Source organism: Cedecea sp. B1(4) (assembly GCF_059414925.1).
Genome location: NZ_JCAHMZ010000002.1, coordinates 449,228 through 463,537, shown reverse-complemented (window position 1 = coordinate 463,537; position 14,310 = coordinate 449,228). Strand labels below are relative to the sequence as shown.

The 14,310-nt window shown below is 53.4% G+C and carries 15 protein-coding genes; 7 read left to right on the top strand and 8 right to left on the bottom strand.

Annotation, left to right across the window (positions count from 1 at the left end; all coding sequences use genetic code 11):
• Positions 1-107: 107 nt before the first annotated feature.
• The gene (gene pdeR, locus ACR6JA_RS05605) at positions 108-2,099 is read left to right on the top strand and encodes a cyclic di-GMP phosphodiesterase (protein WP_166873431.1); all 1,992 of its coding nucleotides are present in this window, start codon (positions 108-110) and stop codon (positions 2,097-2,099) included.
• On the opposite strand, the gene ACR6JA_RS05600 is transcribed toward pdeR, so the two are convergent.
• The gene (locus ACR6JA_RS05600; RefSeq protein WP_494493018.1) at positions 2,096-2,965 is read right to left on the bottom strand and encodes a crotonase/enoyl-CoA hydratase family protein; all 870 of its coding nucleotides are present in this window, start codon (positions 2,963-2,965) and stop codon (positions 2,096-2,098) included. The two genes, pdeR and ACR6JA_RS05600, sit on opposite strands and share 4 nt — an antisense overlap.
• Before the next feature lie 222 nt (positions 2,966-3,187).
• Here ACR6JA_RS05600 and yciZ point away from each other — a divergent pair, with 222 nt between their 5' ends.
• The gene (gene yciZ / locus ACR6JA_RS05595; protein WP_008461338.1) at positions 3,188-3,370 is read left to right on the top strand and encodes a protein YciZ/DeoL; all 183 of its coding nucleotides are present in this window, start codon (positions 3,188-3,190) and stop codon (positions 3,368-3,370) included.
• A gap of 68 nt (positions 3,371-3,438) precedes the next feature.
• Here the strand turns inward: yciZ and ACR6JA_RS05590 are convergent, their stop codons facing one another.
• A complete protein-coding gene (locus ACR6JA_RS05590; protein ID WP_494493017.1) occupies positions 3,439-4,554 on the bottom strand; it encodes a nickel/cobalt efflux protein RcnA in 1,116 nt (371 codons plus the stop codon).
• A 118-nt stretch (positions 4,555-4,672) separates the two neighbouring features.
• On the opposite strand from ACR6JA_RS05590, the gene rcnR reads away from it, so the two are divergent.
• Complete coding sequence (gene rcnR / locus ACR6JA_RS05585; protein ID WP_494493016.1) at positions 4,673-4,945, top strand: Ni(II)/Co(II)-binding transcriptional repressor RcnR; 273 nt, start codon at positions 4,673-4,675, stop codon at positions 4,943-4,945.
• A gap of 40 nt (positions 4,946-4,985) precedes the next feature.
• On the opposite strand, the gene fsa is transcribed toward rcnR, so the two are convergent.
• Positions 4,986-5,648 (bottom strand): fructose-6-phosphate aldolase, encoded by a 663-nt coding sequence (gene fsa, locus ACR6JA_RS05580; RefSeq protein WP_213716175.1) that lies wholly within the window; start codon positions 5,646-5,648, stop codon positions 4,986-4,988.
• Between the two features lie 137 nt (positions 5,649-5,785).
• Here fsa and ACR6JA_RS05575 point away from each other — a divergent pair, with 137 nt between their 5' ends.
• The 4 genes from ACR6JA_RS05575 (at position 5,786) to osmB (ending at position 10,401) form a co-directional block, all read left to right on the top strand.
• Positions 5,786-6,685: a glycyl-radical enzyme activating protein gene (locus tag ACR6JA_RS05575; protein ID WP_494493015.1), complete on the top strand. Its 900-nt coding sequence runs from the start codon at positions 5,786-5,788 to the stop codon at positions 6,683-6,685.
• A gap of 5 nt (positions 6,686-6,690) precedes the next feature.
• The gene (locus ACR6JA_RS05570; RefSeq protein WP_494493014.1) at positions 6,691-9,123 is read left to right on the top strand and encodes a formate C-acetyltransferase/glycerol dehydratase family glycyl radical enzyme; all 2,433 of its coding nucleotides are present in this window, start codon (positions 6,691-6,693) and stop codon (positions 9,121-9,123) included.
• A gap of 41 nt (positions 9,124-9,164) precedes the next feature.
• Entirely contained in the window at positions 9,165-9,923 is a 759-nt protein-coding gene (gene yciT / locus ACR6JA_RS05565; protein WP_166992097.1) for a DNA-binding transcriptional regulator YciT, read from the top strand.
• Positions 9,924-10,182: 259 nt separating this feature from the next.
• On the top strand, positions 10,183-10,401 hold the full coding sequence (gene osmB / locus ACR6JA_RS05560) for an osmotically-inducible lipoprotein OsmB (RefSeq protein WP_008461331.1): 219 nt from the start codon (positions 10,183-10,185) through the stop codon (positions 10,399-10,401).
• Positions 10,402-10,531: 130 nt separating this feature from the next.
• Here osmB and yciH read toward each other — a convergent pair whose 3' ends face one another.
• The 5 genes from yciH to pgpB all read right to left on the bottom strand — a co-directional run bounded on the left by yciH (position 10,532) and on the right by pgpB (position 14,175).
• Positions 10,532-10,858: a stress response translation initiation inhibitor YciH gene (gene yciH, locus ACR6JA_RS05555; RefSeq protein WP_166873417.1), complete on the bottom strand. Its 327-nt coding sequence runs from the start codon at positions 10,856-10,858 to the stop codon at positions 10,532-10,534.
• Entirely contained in the window at positions 10,858-11,595 is a 738-nt protein-coding gene (pyrF, locus tag ACR6JA_RS05550) for an orotidine-5'-phosphate decarboxylase (RefSeq protein WP_494493013.1), read from the bottom strand. Before pyrF ends, yciH begins: the two co-directional genes overlap by 1 nt.
• A 193-nt stretch (positions 11,596-11,788) precedes the next feature.
• Positions 11,789-12,958, bottom strand: coding sequence for a lipopolysaccharide assembly protein LapB (gene lapB, locus ACR6JA_RS05545; RefSeq protein ID WP_213716179.1), 1,170 nt, complete (start codon positions 12,956-12,958; stop codon positions 11,789-11,791).
• A gap of 6 nt (positions 12,959-12,964) precedes the next feature.
• Positions 12,965-13,270: a LapA family protein gene (locus tag ACR6JA_RS05540; protein WP_494493012.1), complete on the bottom strand. Its 306-nt coding sequence runs from the start codon at positions 13,268-13,270 to the stop codon at positions 12,965-12,967.
• A gap of 140 nt (positions 13,271-13,410) precedes the next feature.
• Positions 13,411-14,175: a phosphatidylglycerophosphatase B gene (gene pgpB, locus ACR6JA_RS05535; RefSeq protein ID WP_494493011.1), complete on the bottom strand. Its 765-nt coding sequence runs from the start codon at positions 14,173-14,175 to the stop codon at positions 13,411-13,413.
• Positions 14,176-14,310: the final 135 nt, after the last annotated feature.

Sequence of the window (14,310 nt, the reverse complement as noted above, 5' to 3'; positions counted from 1 at the left end):
CAAAAACAAGATCTTTTCCTCTTTACCGGGGCTTTAACATCGGCCGTCTGTTGCTACTATAAATAATAGATTTAGGTGATATTTTCCCCTGAGGCTCAGGAGCACGAATGAAAGACGATTTGGAGCAGAACCTGCTTTATCGTTACCTGGGGACGACCAGCCCCTACTGGCGTCTACCGGCGGACAGCAACGCCCTTCAGCTGGCGGCCAGCGAAGATTCAGACACCGGCCAGGTGGTGGCGCTGGACATGATACAGGCCGACGAAATTCGTCAGATGACGGTGATTACCTCCAGCCTGACCATGACGCTGTCGCTGTTCGGCATAGAAGTCCCGGTGCATATGGTCGGCCGCAAAGTGTCTAAACGCGAGTGGGCGGGCACCGCCTCGGCCTGGCACGACACCCATTCGGTGGCTCGCGACCTGGTCCAGGGCCTATCTTTTGCCGAACAGGTTGTCTCTGAAGCGAATTCAGTCATTGTCATTCTTGATAAACAGGGAAATATCCAGCGCTTCAATCGGTTAAGTGAAGAATACACCGGGATGAAAGAGCATGAGGTCATCGGTCAGAATGTCTTCAAGCTGTTTATGAGCCGTAGCGAAGCCGCCGCCTCAAAGCGCAATATCAGCGGATTTTTTCGCAATGGCAGCTCCTATGAAGTTGAACGTTGGGTCAAAACCCGTAAAGGGCAGCGGCTGTTTTTGTTCCGCAACAAGTTTGTCCACAGCGGCAGCGGCAAAAACGAAATCTACCTGATTTGCTCCGGCACCGACATTACCGAAGAGCGCCGCGCGCAGGAGCGACTGCGGGTGCTGGCCAATACCGATACCATCACCGGACTGCCTAACCGCAACGCCATTTACGACCTGATCACCGAGGCCATCGCCAAACGGGGCGACACGCAGGTCGGCATCGTTTATCTGGATCTCGATAACTTTAAAAAAGTGAACGATGCCTACGGCCACATGTTTGGCGATCAGCTATTGCAGGCCGTGTCGCTGGCGATTTTAAGCTGCCTTGAAGAAGGCCAGGTGCTGGCGCGCCTCGGAGGCGATGAATTTATTGTGCTGGCAACAAACACCTCTCAGGGCTCGCTGGAAGCGATGTCTTCCCGCATTCTGACCCGCCTGAAGCAGCCCTTCAGGATCGGTCTGATTGAGGTTTATAGCGGCTGTTCGCTGGGTATCTCTCTCGCCCCGCAGCACGGGGATGAACGAGAGAATCTGATTCGTAACGCCGACACCGCCATGTACACCGCCAAAGAGAGCGGCCGCGGGAAGTTTTGCGTGTTCTCTCCCGAGATGAACCAGCGGGTATTTGAGTATTTGTGGCTGGATACCAATCTGCGTAAAGCGCTGGATAACGATCAACTGGTGATCCATTACCAGCCCAAGATGACCTGGCGCGGCGAAGTCCGTAGCCTGGAAGCGCTGGTGCGCTGGCAATCTCCGGAACGGGGTCTGATTCCTCCTCATGGCTTTATTTCCTATGCCGAGGAGTCCGGCCTGATTGTGCCGCTAGGGCGCTGGGTGATGGTTAGCGTTGTGCAGCAGGTGGCGAAGTGGCGGGACAAAGGCATTAATCTCCGCGTGGCGGTCAACGTGTCCGCCCGCCAGCTCGCCGATCAGACTATTTTTAGCGATCTTAAACAGGCGCTGAAGGATCTGAATTTTGAATATTGCCCGATTGATGTTGAGCTGACCGAGAGCTGTCTTATCGAGAACGAAGAGCTGGCGCTGTCGGTTATCAAGCAATTCAGTCAACTGGGAGCGCAGGTGCATCTGGATGATTTCGGCACGGGGTACTCGTCCTTATCGCAGCTGGCGCGCTTCCCTATCGACGCCATTAAGCTCGATCAGTCTTTTGTGCGAGACGTGCATAAACATTCCGTGTCTCAGTCGCTGGTGAGAGCCATCGTGGCCGTGGCGCAGGCGCTGAATTTACAGGTGATCGCCGAGGGCGTTGAAAACCAAAAAGAAGACGCCTTTCTTACCAAGAACGGCGTCAACGAACGACAGGGGTTCTTATTCGCAAAACCAATGCCCGCTGCCGTGTTCGAGCGTTGGTTTAAGCGCTATCAGGCCAGAACAAAGCGCTAGCCCGCTTTACGCAGAGCCGTCGACGTATGGCGATTTTGCAGCATGACCAGCCGTTCCATATAGGCAATGTCCTTGTCCTCCAGACAGAATGCGGCATCCACCCAGTCTTCGGTGATGTCCATCAGCTCTGAGCGCGGCAGCTGTAACACACGCTGTCGCGCGCGCAGCATGGCCTTCACCCCGTTAAGTTTAGGCTGCAGGGTATCGATGAAGGTGCGCGTGGCCAGGTATCCCTGCTCCGGCTCAAACAGCTGATCCACCAGCCCATGCTGCTGGTACCATTCCGCCGTGTGGGACTCGCCCTTATAGATCAACTCTTCAGCAAGTTTCATGCCCGAGCGGCGAGCAACCAAAGAGTACGCCCCCATCCCGGGAAACAGGTTGAAGGCAATTTCCGGGAATCCCAGCCTGGCATCGCGCTGTGCCAGCAGGAAATGGTGCGCAAGCGCCGCCTCAAATCCGCCGCCAAGCGCACTGCCCTCGACCATCGCCAGGCTGATCGCCCCCGTATCAAAACCGCGAGATGCAGCGTGCACGCAGTCCACGCAGGCGCGGGCATAAGCGCGGAGTGCTTCCCGACGCCCATTACGAATAGTTTCCACAAAAAAGCCTAAATCGCCGCCGGTATTGTACATTCCGGGGACCAGCGAGCCGGTAACCCAGAAATCGACTTTAAATCCGGCCTTCTGGACGATATATCCCAGGTTCATTATTTCCTCGATAAGTCCGTGATTGAAGCAGGGACGCGGGCGGGCACGAAGCATCATCCAGACGGTACGGCGTTCTTCTTCGTAATATCCAGACAGTTGAGTAAAACGTGCAGTGTCAGTAAAGAGTTTGCAGGTTGGTTGGTTGATAACTGTCATAGCCAGATCCTCATTAAATGAATGTGCGGTCATCGCAGGATCAGACTAATCCACGGCTGTAGTTTGATGAATGCAGCGTAAGTATTAATAATTAATGCTTATACGTTGTGCGATAATTTATTGAAGAATAAGGCTAAGAATTCGCCGACTGCCCTTCTCTTTATCGGCTATTTTTTGCATTATGGGCGAATGATTCATTCCCTAACACAGACAGGATTAACAATGCCAACACTGGATCCGCAGCAGCTTGCCAAACGTATTGATACCGTGCTGGATATTCTGGTTGCCAAAGATTATGCTTCCGCGATAAACAACCTTGAGATCCTCAAAGCGGAATTACTGAGCATAAATAACGATGAAAACAAGCAGGACGGCGAGCAAAAAAAGTCGCCCTGGGAAATTTAAATTTTCAGCCAGCGAAAGCAGCCCAAAATAAAGGCTGCTTTTCTTTTATACCACTCCAATGAAAGCGCTTAGTGAATCAGGCCTGTCCATCCCTGGATGGCCATATAAATTCCCATCGCCGCAATCAGGATGCTGGAAAAGTAAGGTGCTCTTCTTGCCACCGTATTAAATCCGCGCCAGCGTTTTGCCACCTGACGAACGCCAACCGCTGCGCTCACGCCAACGGTCACCAGCGTCAATGCCAGACCCACGCTAAAACCGATAACCAGCGTTGCTCCCAGCGCCAGAGCCTTAAGCTGCAGGCAAATCAGCAAGACGGTGATGGCCGCCGGGCATGGGATCAGCCCTCCGGTCAGGCCAAACAGTAAAATTTGGCCGTTGGTGACGTCTTTATTCGTGAAGCGGCGCTTAATGTCATTGGCATGCGCCAGCTCATGCGCATCCTGATACTCCCTGGAGCCTACTTCAAGCCCCTCGGTTCCCGCATGACTGTGGTCATGATCGTGTTCATGAAACGCCAGATCGTAATCGTGGCTATGCCCACGGTGGCCAAATGAAACGCGGACATTGAAGTTATGAGGCTCCGGGATAACCGCCGTCGACTCCATGTAATCACCGCAATCCACAAACTGGAAGACCTGGGAAAATGCCACCTCCTCGCGCTTCGTCACCAACGAGATTTCCCCCGGGGCCCATTTTCTGCGGCTGAGATTACGTAAACGCCAGCGTGGGGGCTGCCCTTGCTCAAAGATCGAAAGCTCAACCAGCCCGTGGCCGGTATCTATTTGTTTGGTTTCATCGTCGTGATGATGCTCGTTTGCCTGCGACTCTGTCAGCCAGTTTTTTTCTCCCTTCCAGGTGCGCCAGAACATCCAGAATGCGGTACCCAGCACAATGACGGCAGAAATCAGCTGCAGCCACGGCTCGGCAGACTCCGCGGTAAAACGCTGACTGATGTACATCCCGCCAAACGCGATGAGCCAGACAATGGCCGTATGGGAAAGCGTGGCCGTCAGGCCTAACATAATCGCCTGCCTGGCGGTGCCTTTAATGGCGATGATAAACGCCGCCATCATGGTCTTTGAATGCCCGGGCTCAAGACCATGCAGGGCGCCAAGCAAAATCGCACTGGGGATAAACAGCCAGGCATTCCCTTGCTGGAGAAGCGTAGTGAATTCAGTCATTGGGATCATTCTTGCTGAGATGCGGGATCTAAATTCTACTCCCCCCCAGTACAAAATACTACCCCCCAGTATATTTGTAATAGTATAATTATACGGTTCTTCTTAGAGGGAAATCCGCATGTCACATACCATTCGCGGCAGACAAAAGCTCAAGGCCCGGACCAGCAAGATCCAGGGACAAGTGGTAGCGCTTAAAAAGATGCTTGATGAACCGCATGAGTGTGCCGCAGTCCTGCAGCAAATTGCCGCCATTCGCGGGGCGGTAAACGGATTAATGCGCGAGGTGATTAAAGGGCATCTGACGGAGCATATCGTGCATGAGGTAGACGAAGTGAAGCGTGAGGAGGATCTGGATGTGATCCTGAAAGTGCTGGATTCCTATATTAAATAGGCTTTACGTGAAAGCCACCGCGAACGGTGGCCGTCAATGATTAGAGCGTTAATGAGCCGAAAGCCCCCTGCCAGTCTTTTTCAAACCCGTCTATCGCCGCCGTCACCGCAGGCGTGACCAGCATCTGTTCGACCACATCAATCGGCAGCGTTATCGCTTCGCAGCCGGCCAGAAGGCATGACATCGCCTGGTGCGGCGTGCGGAAGCTGGCTGCCAGCACTTTCGCGTCGGGGGCATGCAGCGTCAGAAGCTGCTGGAGATCCTGCACCATCTGAATCCCGTCCCCGCCCTGAGCATCCAGCCGGTTCACATAAGGCGCAACGTATTCAGCGCCCGCCAGCGCGGCCAGTAACCCCTGCGTCGCGCCATAAACTGCCGTACCCAGCGTTGGGATCCCGAGGACTTTAAGCTGTTTAAGTGCCGCAAGGCCTTCCGGTGTAGCGGGAACCTTAACAACCAGCCCCGGTACCCGCGTGGTTAGCAGCTGTGCCTCTTTCACCATTTCATCAGCCTGGTTTGCAATCACCTGAGCAAACAGCTGACCTTCGCCCCCCAGAGCGTCCTGCAGTGCAGGAAGCACTTCCCACAGGGATATTCCTGCTTTGGCAACGATGGAAGGGTTGGTGGTTACGCCCTGCAGCGGCAGAACACGGGCAAGACGCTTAACGGCGGCAACATCTGCGGTATCTAAATACAGTTCCATTACGCTCTCCAGAATTAGAGTCATCTCTCATTGACCGCATCATAACCCGACTGTCGATTGATTAGCTGATCAATATCAATATAACTTTCATTCGAAAGTAATTTAATTTACGAAAGAAACAAAACAGAGATAATGCCATGCTGTTCAATATTCAGCGCTACTCCACGCACGATGGCCCAGGGATCCGCACGGTGGTCTTCCTGAAAGGATGCTCGCTAGGCTGTCGCTGGTGCCAGAATCCCGAAAGCCGTAGCCGTGAATGCGACGTTTTGCTGGAGCGCCGTTTGTGCATCACCGGCTGCGAACTTTGCCAGCAGGCCGCGCCGGACGTGGTTTCCCGTGTAGACAATGAACTGGTTATTGCCCGTGGCAAACTCAACGCCGATGCTATCAATGCACTGAGAGAGTGTTGCCCTACCCAAGCGTTGACCGTCTGCGGCGAAGTAAAAACGACGGATTCTATTATGGCCACAGTGCTGCGCGATAAACCTTTTTATGCTCGCAGCGGAGGGGGGATTACGCTTTCCGGCGGGGAGCCTTTTATGCAGCCGGAGCTGGCGCGCGAACTGCTACAGCGCAGTAAAGAGGCCGACCTGCATACTGCCGTGGAATCCTGCCTGCACGTGCCCTGGAAATACATTGCACCTTCATTAACTTTTTTGGATTTGCTGCTGGCGGATCTTAAGCACGTAGACAAAGCGCGCTTTCAGCAGTGGACCGACGGCAACGCCGAACGCGTGATGGATAACTTTCGCAAGCTGGCCGCCCGCGGCGTAGAGATGACCATCCGCGTGCCGTTGATTCCCGATTTTAACGCCGATGAACGTTCCATCCGCGCCATCAGCGATTTCGCCGCCGACGAAATTGGCGCGAAATCTATCCATTTTCTGCCTTATCACACCTTAGGGATAAACAAATACACCCTGTTGGAGCAGCCCTACCTGGCCGCCAGCAGGCCGCTTGATGCACCAGACCTTCTGCACTTCGCCGAACAGTACGCCAGCCAAAAAGGCATGACAGCCTGGATTAGAGGATAATCATCATGACCGAACTGAACCTGAATTTTCTCAGCCCACGTATAAAGGCGCACAAAGAAGCGCTGATACATATCGTGAAGCCGCCGGTCTGCACCGAGCGTGCCCGCCACTACACTGCCGTTTACCAGCGGCATCAGGATAAACCGCTGCCGGTTCGCCGCGCGATGGCGCTGGCCCATCATCTGGCGGAGCGAACCATCTGGATCAAACATGACGAGCTGATCGTCGGCAACCAGGCAAGCCATGTGCGCGGGGCGCCGTTCTTCCCGGAATACACCGTGGGTTGGATTGAGAGCGAAATCGACGAGCTTGGCGACCGTCCGGGTGCCGGCTTTTCAATTTCCGACGCGGATAAAGCGGCCATGCATGAAATTTGCCCCTGGTGGCGCGGGCAGACGGTGCAGGATCGCTGTTATGGCATGTTTACCGACGAGCAAAAGGCACTGCTGGCGACCGGGATCATAAAAGCCGAAGGCAATATGACTTCCGGCGACGCTCACCTGGCGGTTAATTTCCCGCTGCTGCTTGAGCTGGGTATTAGCGGGTTCCGTGACAAAGTCGCCGAGCGTCGCGGGCGTTTGCAACTTACCGACTGGGACGACCTGCACAAAGAGCAGTTCCTGAAGGCCATTGATATGACTTTTGTTGCCCTGAGCGACCATATATTACGCTACGCAGAATTGGCGAAGAAAATGGCCTCCGACGAAAAACGAGAGGCACGCCGGGATGAACTGTTGGCGATCGCTGAAAACTGCGAACATATCGCCAGCAATCCGCCGGTCACTTTCTGGCAGGCTTTACAGCTCAGCTATTTCGTTCAGCTTGTACTGCAGATTGAATCCAACGGGCACTCCGTCTCCTTTGGTCGGCTCGATCAATACCTTTATCCGTGGTTCCGCCGGGATGTAGAATTACAGCAAACCACCAGTCGGGAACAGGCTATTGAACTGTTGCAAAGCTGCTGGCTGAAGCTGCTTGAGGTGAATAAAATTCGCTCCGGCTCGCATTCAAAAGCCTCCGCCGGCAGTCCGTTATACCAAAACGTCACCATCGGAGGACAAACGCTGGTGCACGGCGTGGCGGTGGATGCCGTTAACCCGCTCTCCTACGCCATTCTTGAGTCCTGCGGCCGCCTGCGCTCAACGCAGCCTAACCTCAGCGTTCGCTATCACGCCGGGATGAGCAGCGACTTCCTTGATGCCTGTGTGCAGGTGATTCGCTGCGGATTCGGCATGCCGGCGTTTAACAATGATGAAATTGTTATCGAGGCATTCATTAAGCTTGGCGTCAGCCGGGAAGATGCATATGACTATGCGGCTATCGGCTGCATTGAAACCGCCGTCGGCGGAAAATGGGGCTACCGTTGCACCGGCATGAGCTTCATCAACTTTGCCCGCGTGATGCTGGCAAGCCTTGAACATGGCCGGGATGCCACCAGCGGGCGTATCTTCCTCCCACAGCAAAAGGCGCTGTCTGAAGGCAATTTCACTTCGTTTGACGAAGTCCTCGAAACCTGGGACCAGCAAATTCGTTATTACACGCAAAAATCGATCGAGATCGAATGCGTGGTAGATACCGTGTTGGAAGAAAACGCGCACGATATTCTTTGTTCGGCGCTGGTGGATGATTGCATTGAACGAGGCAAAAGCATCAAGCAAGGCGGCGCCAAATACGACTGGGTTTCAGGGCTTCAGGTCGGGATTGCCAATCTTGGGAATAGCCTTTCAGCCGTAAAAAAACTGGTCTTTGAACAGGGCATCATAGGGCAGCAACAGCTGGCGGGTGCCCTGGCCAACGATTTTGCCGGGCTGAGCGGCGAGCAGCTTCGCCAACGACTAATCAATGGTGCGCCAAAATACGGCAACGACGATGACGAAGTCGATATGCTGCTCGCCCGCGCCTATCAAACCTACATTGATGAACTTAAGCGCTATCACAACACGCGCTTTGGCCGCGGCCCTGTTGGCGGAACATACTACGCGGGAACCTCTTCTATTTCAGCAAACGTGCCGTTTGGCGCAGCCACAATGGCCACGCCTGATGGCCGGAAAGCACATACACCTTTGGCAGAAGGCGCCAGCCCCGCGTCCGGGACCGATCATCTTGGCCCTACGGCGGTCATCAGTTCCGTGGGCAAACTGCCGACCAATAAAATCCTCGGCGGTGTTTTATTGAACCAAAAACTGAATCCTTCAACGCTAGATAATCCGCGCGATCGTGAAAAATTAATGTTTATGCTGCGCACCTTCTTCGAATCACACAAGGGCTGGCACGTTCAGTACAACATTGTCTCCCGCGAAACACTGCTGGAAGCCAAACAAAATCCTGATAAATATCGAGATTTGGTGGTAAGGGTTGCAGGATACTCGGCCTTCTTTACGGCCTTATCTCCTGACGCGCAGGATGATATTATAGCCCGCACGGAACATACTCTTTGACGAGAAGGCGGGGTTAATCCCCCGCCTGACTACTGGCTGACATGAACTCAAGACAACAAATTATCCTGCAGATGGTTATCGATCAAGGCCGGGTTAGCGTCGCCTCTCTGGCGAAAACAACCGGCGTTTCAGAAGTCACCATCCGCCAGGATTTGAACCTGCTGGAAAAAAATAATTACCTTCGTCGCACGCATGGTTTTGCCGTCCCGCTGGATAGCGATGATGTTGAAACTCGCATGATGAACAACTACACCCTCAAGCTGCAGCTTGCGCAATATGCCGCCTCGCTGGTGAGTGATGGTGAAACCGTGTTTATCGAAAACGGCAGCAGCAACGCGCTTCTCGCCCGTACTCTGGCGGAGCAAAAAAAGGTCACGCTGATCACCGTCAGCAGCTACATCGCCCATTTGCTGAAAGACACCGATTGTGAAGTCATTCTGGTCGGCGGGATCTATCAGAAGAAAAGCGAAAGCATGGTCGGGCCGCTTACCCGCCAGTTTATCCAGCAGCTGCATTTCAGTAAGGCTTTTATCGGCATCGACGGTTTCTTGCCGGAAACCGGTTTTACCGGGCGCGATATGCTGCGTACCGACGTGGTGAATTCTGTGCTGGAGAAAGGTAGCGAGGCCATTGTGCTGACGGACAGCAGCAAGTTTGGCAACGTGCATCCGTATACTTTGGGCCCGATTTCACGCTTCAACCGCGTTATCACCGACGCCGCAATTAGCCAGGAGACGCTGGAGCAACTGAAAGCAGTCCACCTGCAGGTGGATATTGTTGACCCCTACGCCGCCGTCTAAGTCTCTGTTGCCCGTGCCGCGCGCGGGCTTCTTCTCTCTCAGAATATTCCCACGCTGGAATTAAGAGTTTTTACCTGTGTTAATCATACGGAAAAAATAGAATAGAATTTAGCGATATAACAGGGAGTAATAAACGCACCTGCCCTTTTTTAAGCTTATATCGCGACATCGTTTCACGAACCGTCCGGTAAAGTGGTGAATTCTTACTATACTTACCTGAGACTGGTTTCCGTGAATCAATTATTCTGGAGAAAGTATTATGACCTTAAATAACAAAAAAGTGGCCGCTGCCATGCTGGCTATTACTCTCGCAATGTCCCTGAGCGCCTGTTCTAACTGGTCTAAGCGTGACCGCAACACGGCGATCGGCGCAGGTGCCGGTGCGCTGGGCGGCGCAGTACTGACCGACGGCAGCACGCTGGGTACGCTTGGCGGTGCGGCAGTAGGCGGTATTATCGGTCACCAGGTGGGTAAATAAGGCAGGACGCCAGCAAAAGCTAACTCGCTTTGACGAATTCATTACGTGTTAATTTTCAGGTCTGACTAACAGCAGTAAAAATAAAAGGCCACGGTATTTTCCGTGGCCCAATAATTAATATTATCCCGAATTACCCGCCCGCGAGTTTCACTTTCATGCCTTTCGCTTCAAGCAATGATTTTATCAAATCGCGCTTATCGCCCTGGATTTCAATCACACCGTCTTTGACCGCGCCACCGCAGCCACATTTCTTTTTCAGCTCCGCAGCAATGGCTGCCAGCGTCGCATCGTCGGCATCAATACCAGAAATCAGGCATACGCCCTTCCCTTTGCGGCCGCTGGTCTGCTTTTGAATGCGCACAATGCCGTCGCCTTTTGGGCGCTGAACTTCAACTTTAGGTTCGTCTATACGCCCGGTTTCCGTGGAGTAAACCAGCCGGCTGTTATTGTCTTTCATCAAACCCCCTGCACCAGCGAGGCGCGAATATCGCGCAAAGTCTGCGCCGGGTCAGCAGATTGGGTGATCGGACGCCCAATGACCATAAAGTCTACCCCGGCTTGCTGAGCCTGCTGTGGTGTCATGATGCGGCGCTGATCGCCGGCATCACTGCCAATCGGGCGAATACCAGGGGTAATAAGCTTGAATTCTCGGCCTAACGCCGCCTTAAAACGTACCGCTTCTTGCGCAGAGCACACTACGCCGTCCAGGCCACACTCTTTGGTCAGCGTCGCCAGACGCTCGGCATAGTCTGCCGGGCTCGCGGTAATGCCCAGATCGGCCAGGTCGCTGGCTTCCATGCTGGTCAAGACGGTAACAGCGATCAGCAACGGCGCATCTTTCCCAAATGGGGCAAGTGCTTCTTTTGCGGCGCGCATCATTCGGGCTCCACCCGTAGCATGAACGTTGACCATCCACACACCCATTTCTGCAGCAGCAGCTACGGCCCGCGCGGTGGTGTTCGGGATATCGTGGAATTTCAGATCGAGGAAGACCTCAAACCCGCGCTGTTGCAGGTCGCCCACAAGCTGTGGCCCAAACAGGGTAAACATCTCCTTCCCAACTTTCAGACGGCAGTCGCGCGGGTCGATACGGTCGACAAAGGCCAGGGCGCTATCGCGATTATCATAATCAAGAGCAACGACTATCGGCGATTCAGTGGCAACACGGGAGGAGGATGACGCAGTTGAATTCATGGCAAAACCTTCTGACTGTTGGGCACCAGCGCGGCGCAAAAAAGTTAAACGGCAGCATTCTACTCGTCAGCCAGGTAAATTTACAGCCGCGATTGCCCCCTGCTAAGCGAAAGTTGCACGATGCTGAAGCTGGGGACGATGAAGCATTGATTAGTATGTTGTAACTAAAGTATGTTTTTTTAAAAAACGCGGGCTATTGACCATCCAGCCCGCGAATTGGTTTCACCGTTGACCAGGCACGGCAGGACGGGCAATGCCAGTACATGGTGTAGGCAGTAAAGCCGCATTTTTGACAGCGATAGCGGGGCTTGGTGCGAATTTGTTCGCCAACCATATCCCTCAGTACCATCAAGCTTTCTTTCGCTCGCCCTTCCTCCGCCTCATGCAGGTGGTAATCCATCAGACGATGGAATACCCGCATTGTTGGATGCCGTTGCAGTTGACGGTTGATATACATCTGGGCCGTTTCAGCGCCTTCGCGCTGCTCAAGAATACTCGACAGCATAAGCTCTGCCACCGCCCCGCTGTTTTCTTCCACGCAACGCTTGAGGAAAGTTTCCCACTCGTCAGGTTTGCCTAGCTGTTGATAGCACACCTGCAGCATCTCCAGCGTTTCGCTGACCAGTTCGCTATCTTGCTCAATCACGCGTTTTAACGAGTCTACCGCTTTGGCATACTCGCCTTTTTCCATGAAAATACGCCCCATCATGATGGAGACCCGGGCGCAATTTTTATCTGCAGCCGCCCCTTTTTTCAGCAGTGACATGGCCTTGTCCGTGTCGTCATTGCCAATGTTTTGCAGCGCAAGTTCACAGTAGAAGTGCGCGATTTCCACACGCTGTTTGTCTTTGCCGAGCTTAACCAGCCGTTCGGCCACATCGATGGCTTTCTGCCAGTCGCTTGTTGCCTGGTGAATTTGCAGCAGCTGCTGGAGCGCGCTGATGCGGAAGTCGGTTTCGTCGATAAGCTGGCTGAACATATCTTCGGCGCGGTCATAAAGCCCGGCGGCCATGTAGTCTTTGCCGAGTTGCTGCACGGCAAGCAGACGCTGGTCGTAGTTCAGCGACGCGCTTTCCATAAGCGACTGGTGGATACGGATAGCCCGATCAACCTCGCCACGCTGGCGGAAGAGATTCCCTAACGTGAGGTGAGCTTCAACGGTGCCGGTGTCCTCTTTCAGCATATCGAGGAACAGATCAACCGCTTTGTCCTGCTGGTTAGCCAACAGGAAGTTCACCCCGGCGACATAGTCGCGAGAAAGGCGACTGGCCTCCTGCTGTTTGTCTTGCAGCGCACTTCTGCGCCCCATGTACCAGCCATAAGCGGCTGCAACGGGTAACAGCAGAAACAGCAGTTCCAACATAAAAGATTATTCCTTCACAGCCGGCACAACGGGCACCGAAACATCAGTAGTAGGGGTAACCTGCTGCTCAAGACGTTTAATTTTTCGCTCAGCACGGGCCAGGGACACACGGACGCGCAGCCAGAACAGACCGCAAATCAGCCATCCAATAATAAACCCTGCCGCAAACAGCGTGGCCAGCAAAGTAGACACCCGGTACTCGCCTTGCGCTAACAGGTAATTAAAGTTCACAACCTGATCGTTTTGCGCCCCTAAAGTGATAGACACCACAAAGATGGCAAGTACCAGTAAGAAAATGAGTAAATATTTCACATGACATCCCGTTATGTGGTCACAGCTGGCTTAGCTATGCCAAAAATGAGTCCCAGAGGTATAAACTACCATTTCAGGCGAAACCGGGGAATCAATTAACCTCCCCGAATGCATAAGAAATGGGGGTTAAAACACTATTCTCAACTTTTTTCATGCCGTTCGGCTATTTCCTGGTCTTCTTCTGCCGGCGGAGTCAGCGGCCCACACCAGCGCTGCGCCAGCCAGGTCGCCAGAATAACTAGCAAACCAGAGATAATCGTGGCGACAACCAGGTCACGTGGCCAATGCATGCCCAGCCACAGTCGACTTCCCATTACGCCAGTTGCCCATAACAACAATACCCCCAGCGTAAACGTCCGCCTGCGCGGCCAAAGTAATCCTACGCCCAACAGCGCCCAACTGGCAGCAAACATCGTGTGACCAGAAGGAAAAGCGAAACCGGTTTCGAACTGCCAGTGTTTGCGTAACCAGCCGGGAATTTCATCCTGCCCTTCCAACTGCGCTTTCACCAGTTCCGCACGCTGAGTACGCTTTAAAGTGTAGAACTGGTCGGTAGTGATATGGTGAGTTTTTTCAAGCCAGACGACGAATGGCCGGGGTTCCTGCACTTTGTTCTTGATAACGGACTTAATGCCCTGACCTATAAGGATAGCGGCAGCGAGGATAGCAAATAACATCAGCCCAGGCTTAAGGCGATAACGCAGGCACCACAGAAACCAGGCACAAAGCACAACATGCGTAATGATTCCCCAGGGCTGCGTCACGGTCTCAGTGACCCAATAAAGCATTTTTAACACGCTTTCATCGCCCCCAGGGGCCCATTCCCAGCCGCTGAACCAGACAATTAACGGCATGATTAAAAGAAGCATTGTGCCTGTGGTGATGCGTTTTGCTATTGCCTGCATGAAAACCTCATGATAATGAAAGCCTTTAAAGAATAACCGAAAAATGCCCAGGAAGGTTAAACCGCGAGGCCGTCATTGGCAAAAATGGCTTTTTAATTTGTCAATGAAGCGAACGACCGCGCGTTATGGCAAAAT

Excerpts from the sequence above, each read along its gene's own strand:
- pdeR (WP_166873431.1), top strand. The coding sequence starts at position 108 with ATGAAAGACGATTTGGAGCAGAACCTGCTTTATCGTTACCTGGGGACG.
- ACR6JA_RS05600 (WP_494493018.1), bottom strand. The coding sequence starts at position 2,965 with ATGACAGTTATCAACCAACCAACCTGCAAACTCTTTACTGACACTGCA.
- yciZ (WP_008461338.1), top strand. The coding sequence starts at position 3,188 with ATGCCAACACTGGATCCGCAGCAGCTTGCCAAACGTATTGATACCGTG.
- ACR6JA_RS05590 (WP_494493017.1), bottom strand. The coding sequence starts at position 4,554 with ATGACTGAATTCACTACGCTTCTCCAGCAAGGGAATGCCTGGCTGTTT.
- rcnR (WP_494493016.1), top strand. The coding sequence starts at position 4,673 with ATGTCACATACCATTCGCGGCAGACAAAAGCTCAAGGCCCGGACCAGC.
- fsa (WP_213716175.1), bottom strand. The coding sequence starts at position 5,648 with ATGGAACTGTATTTAGATACCGCAGATGTTGCCGCCGTTAAGCGTCTT.
- ACR6JA_RS05575 (WP_494493015.1), top strand. The coding sequence starts at position 5,786 with ATGCTGTTCAATATTCAGCGCTACTCCACGCACGATGGCCCAGGGATC.
- ACR6JA_RS05570 (WP_494493014.1), top strand. The coding sequence starts at position 6,691 with ATGACCGAACTGAACCTGAATTTTCTCAGCCCACGTATAAAGGCGCAC.
- yciT (WP_166992097.1), top strand. The coding sequence starts at position 9,165 with ATGAACTCAAGACAACAAATTATCCTGCAGATGGTTATCGATCAAGGC.
- osmB (WP_008461331.1), top strand. The coding sequence starts at position 10,183 with ATGACCTTAAATAACAAAAAAGTGGCCGCTGCCATGCTGGCTATTACT.
- yciH (WP_166873417.1), bottom strand. The coding sequence starts at position 10,858 with ATGAAAGACAATAACAGCCGGCTGGTTTACTCCACGGAAACCGGGCGT.
- pyrF (WP_494493013.1), bottom strand. The coding sequence starts at position 11,595 with ATGAATTCAACTGCGTCATCCTCCTCCCGTGTTGCCACTGAATCGCCG.
- lapB (WP_213716179.1), bottom strand. The coding sequence starts at position 12,958 with ATGTTGGAACTGCTGTTTCTGCTGTTACCCGTTGCAGCCGCTTATGGC.
- pgpB (WP_494493011.1), bottom strand. The coding sequence starts at position 14,175 with ATGCAGGCAATAGCAAAACGCATCACCACAGGCACAATGCTTCTTTTA.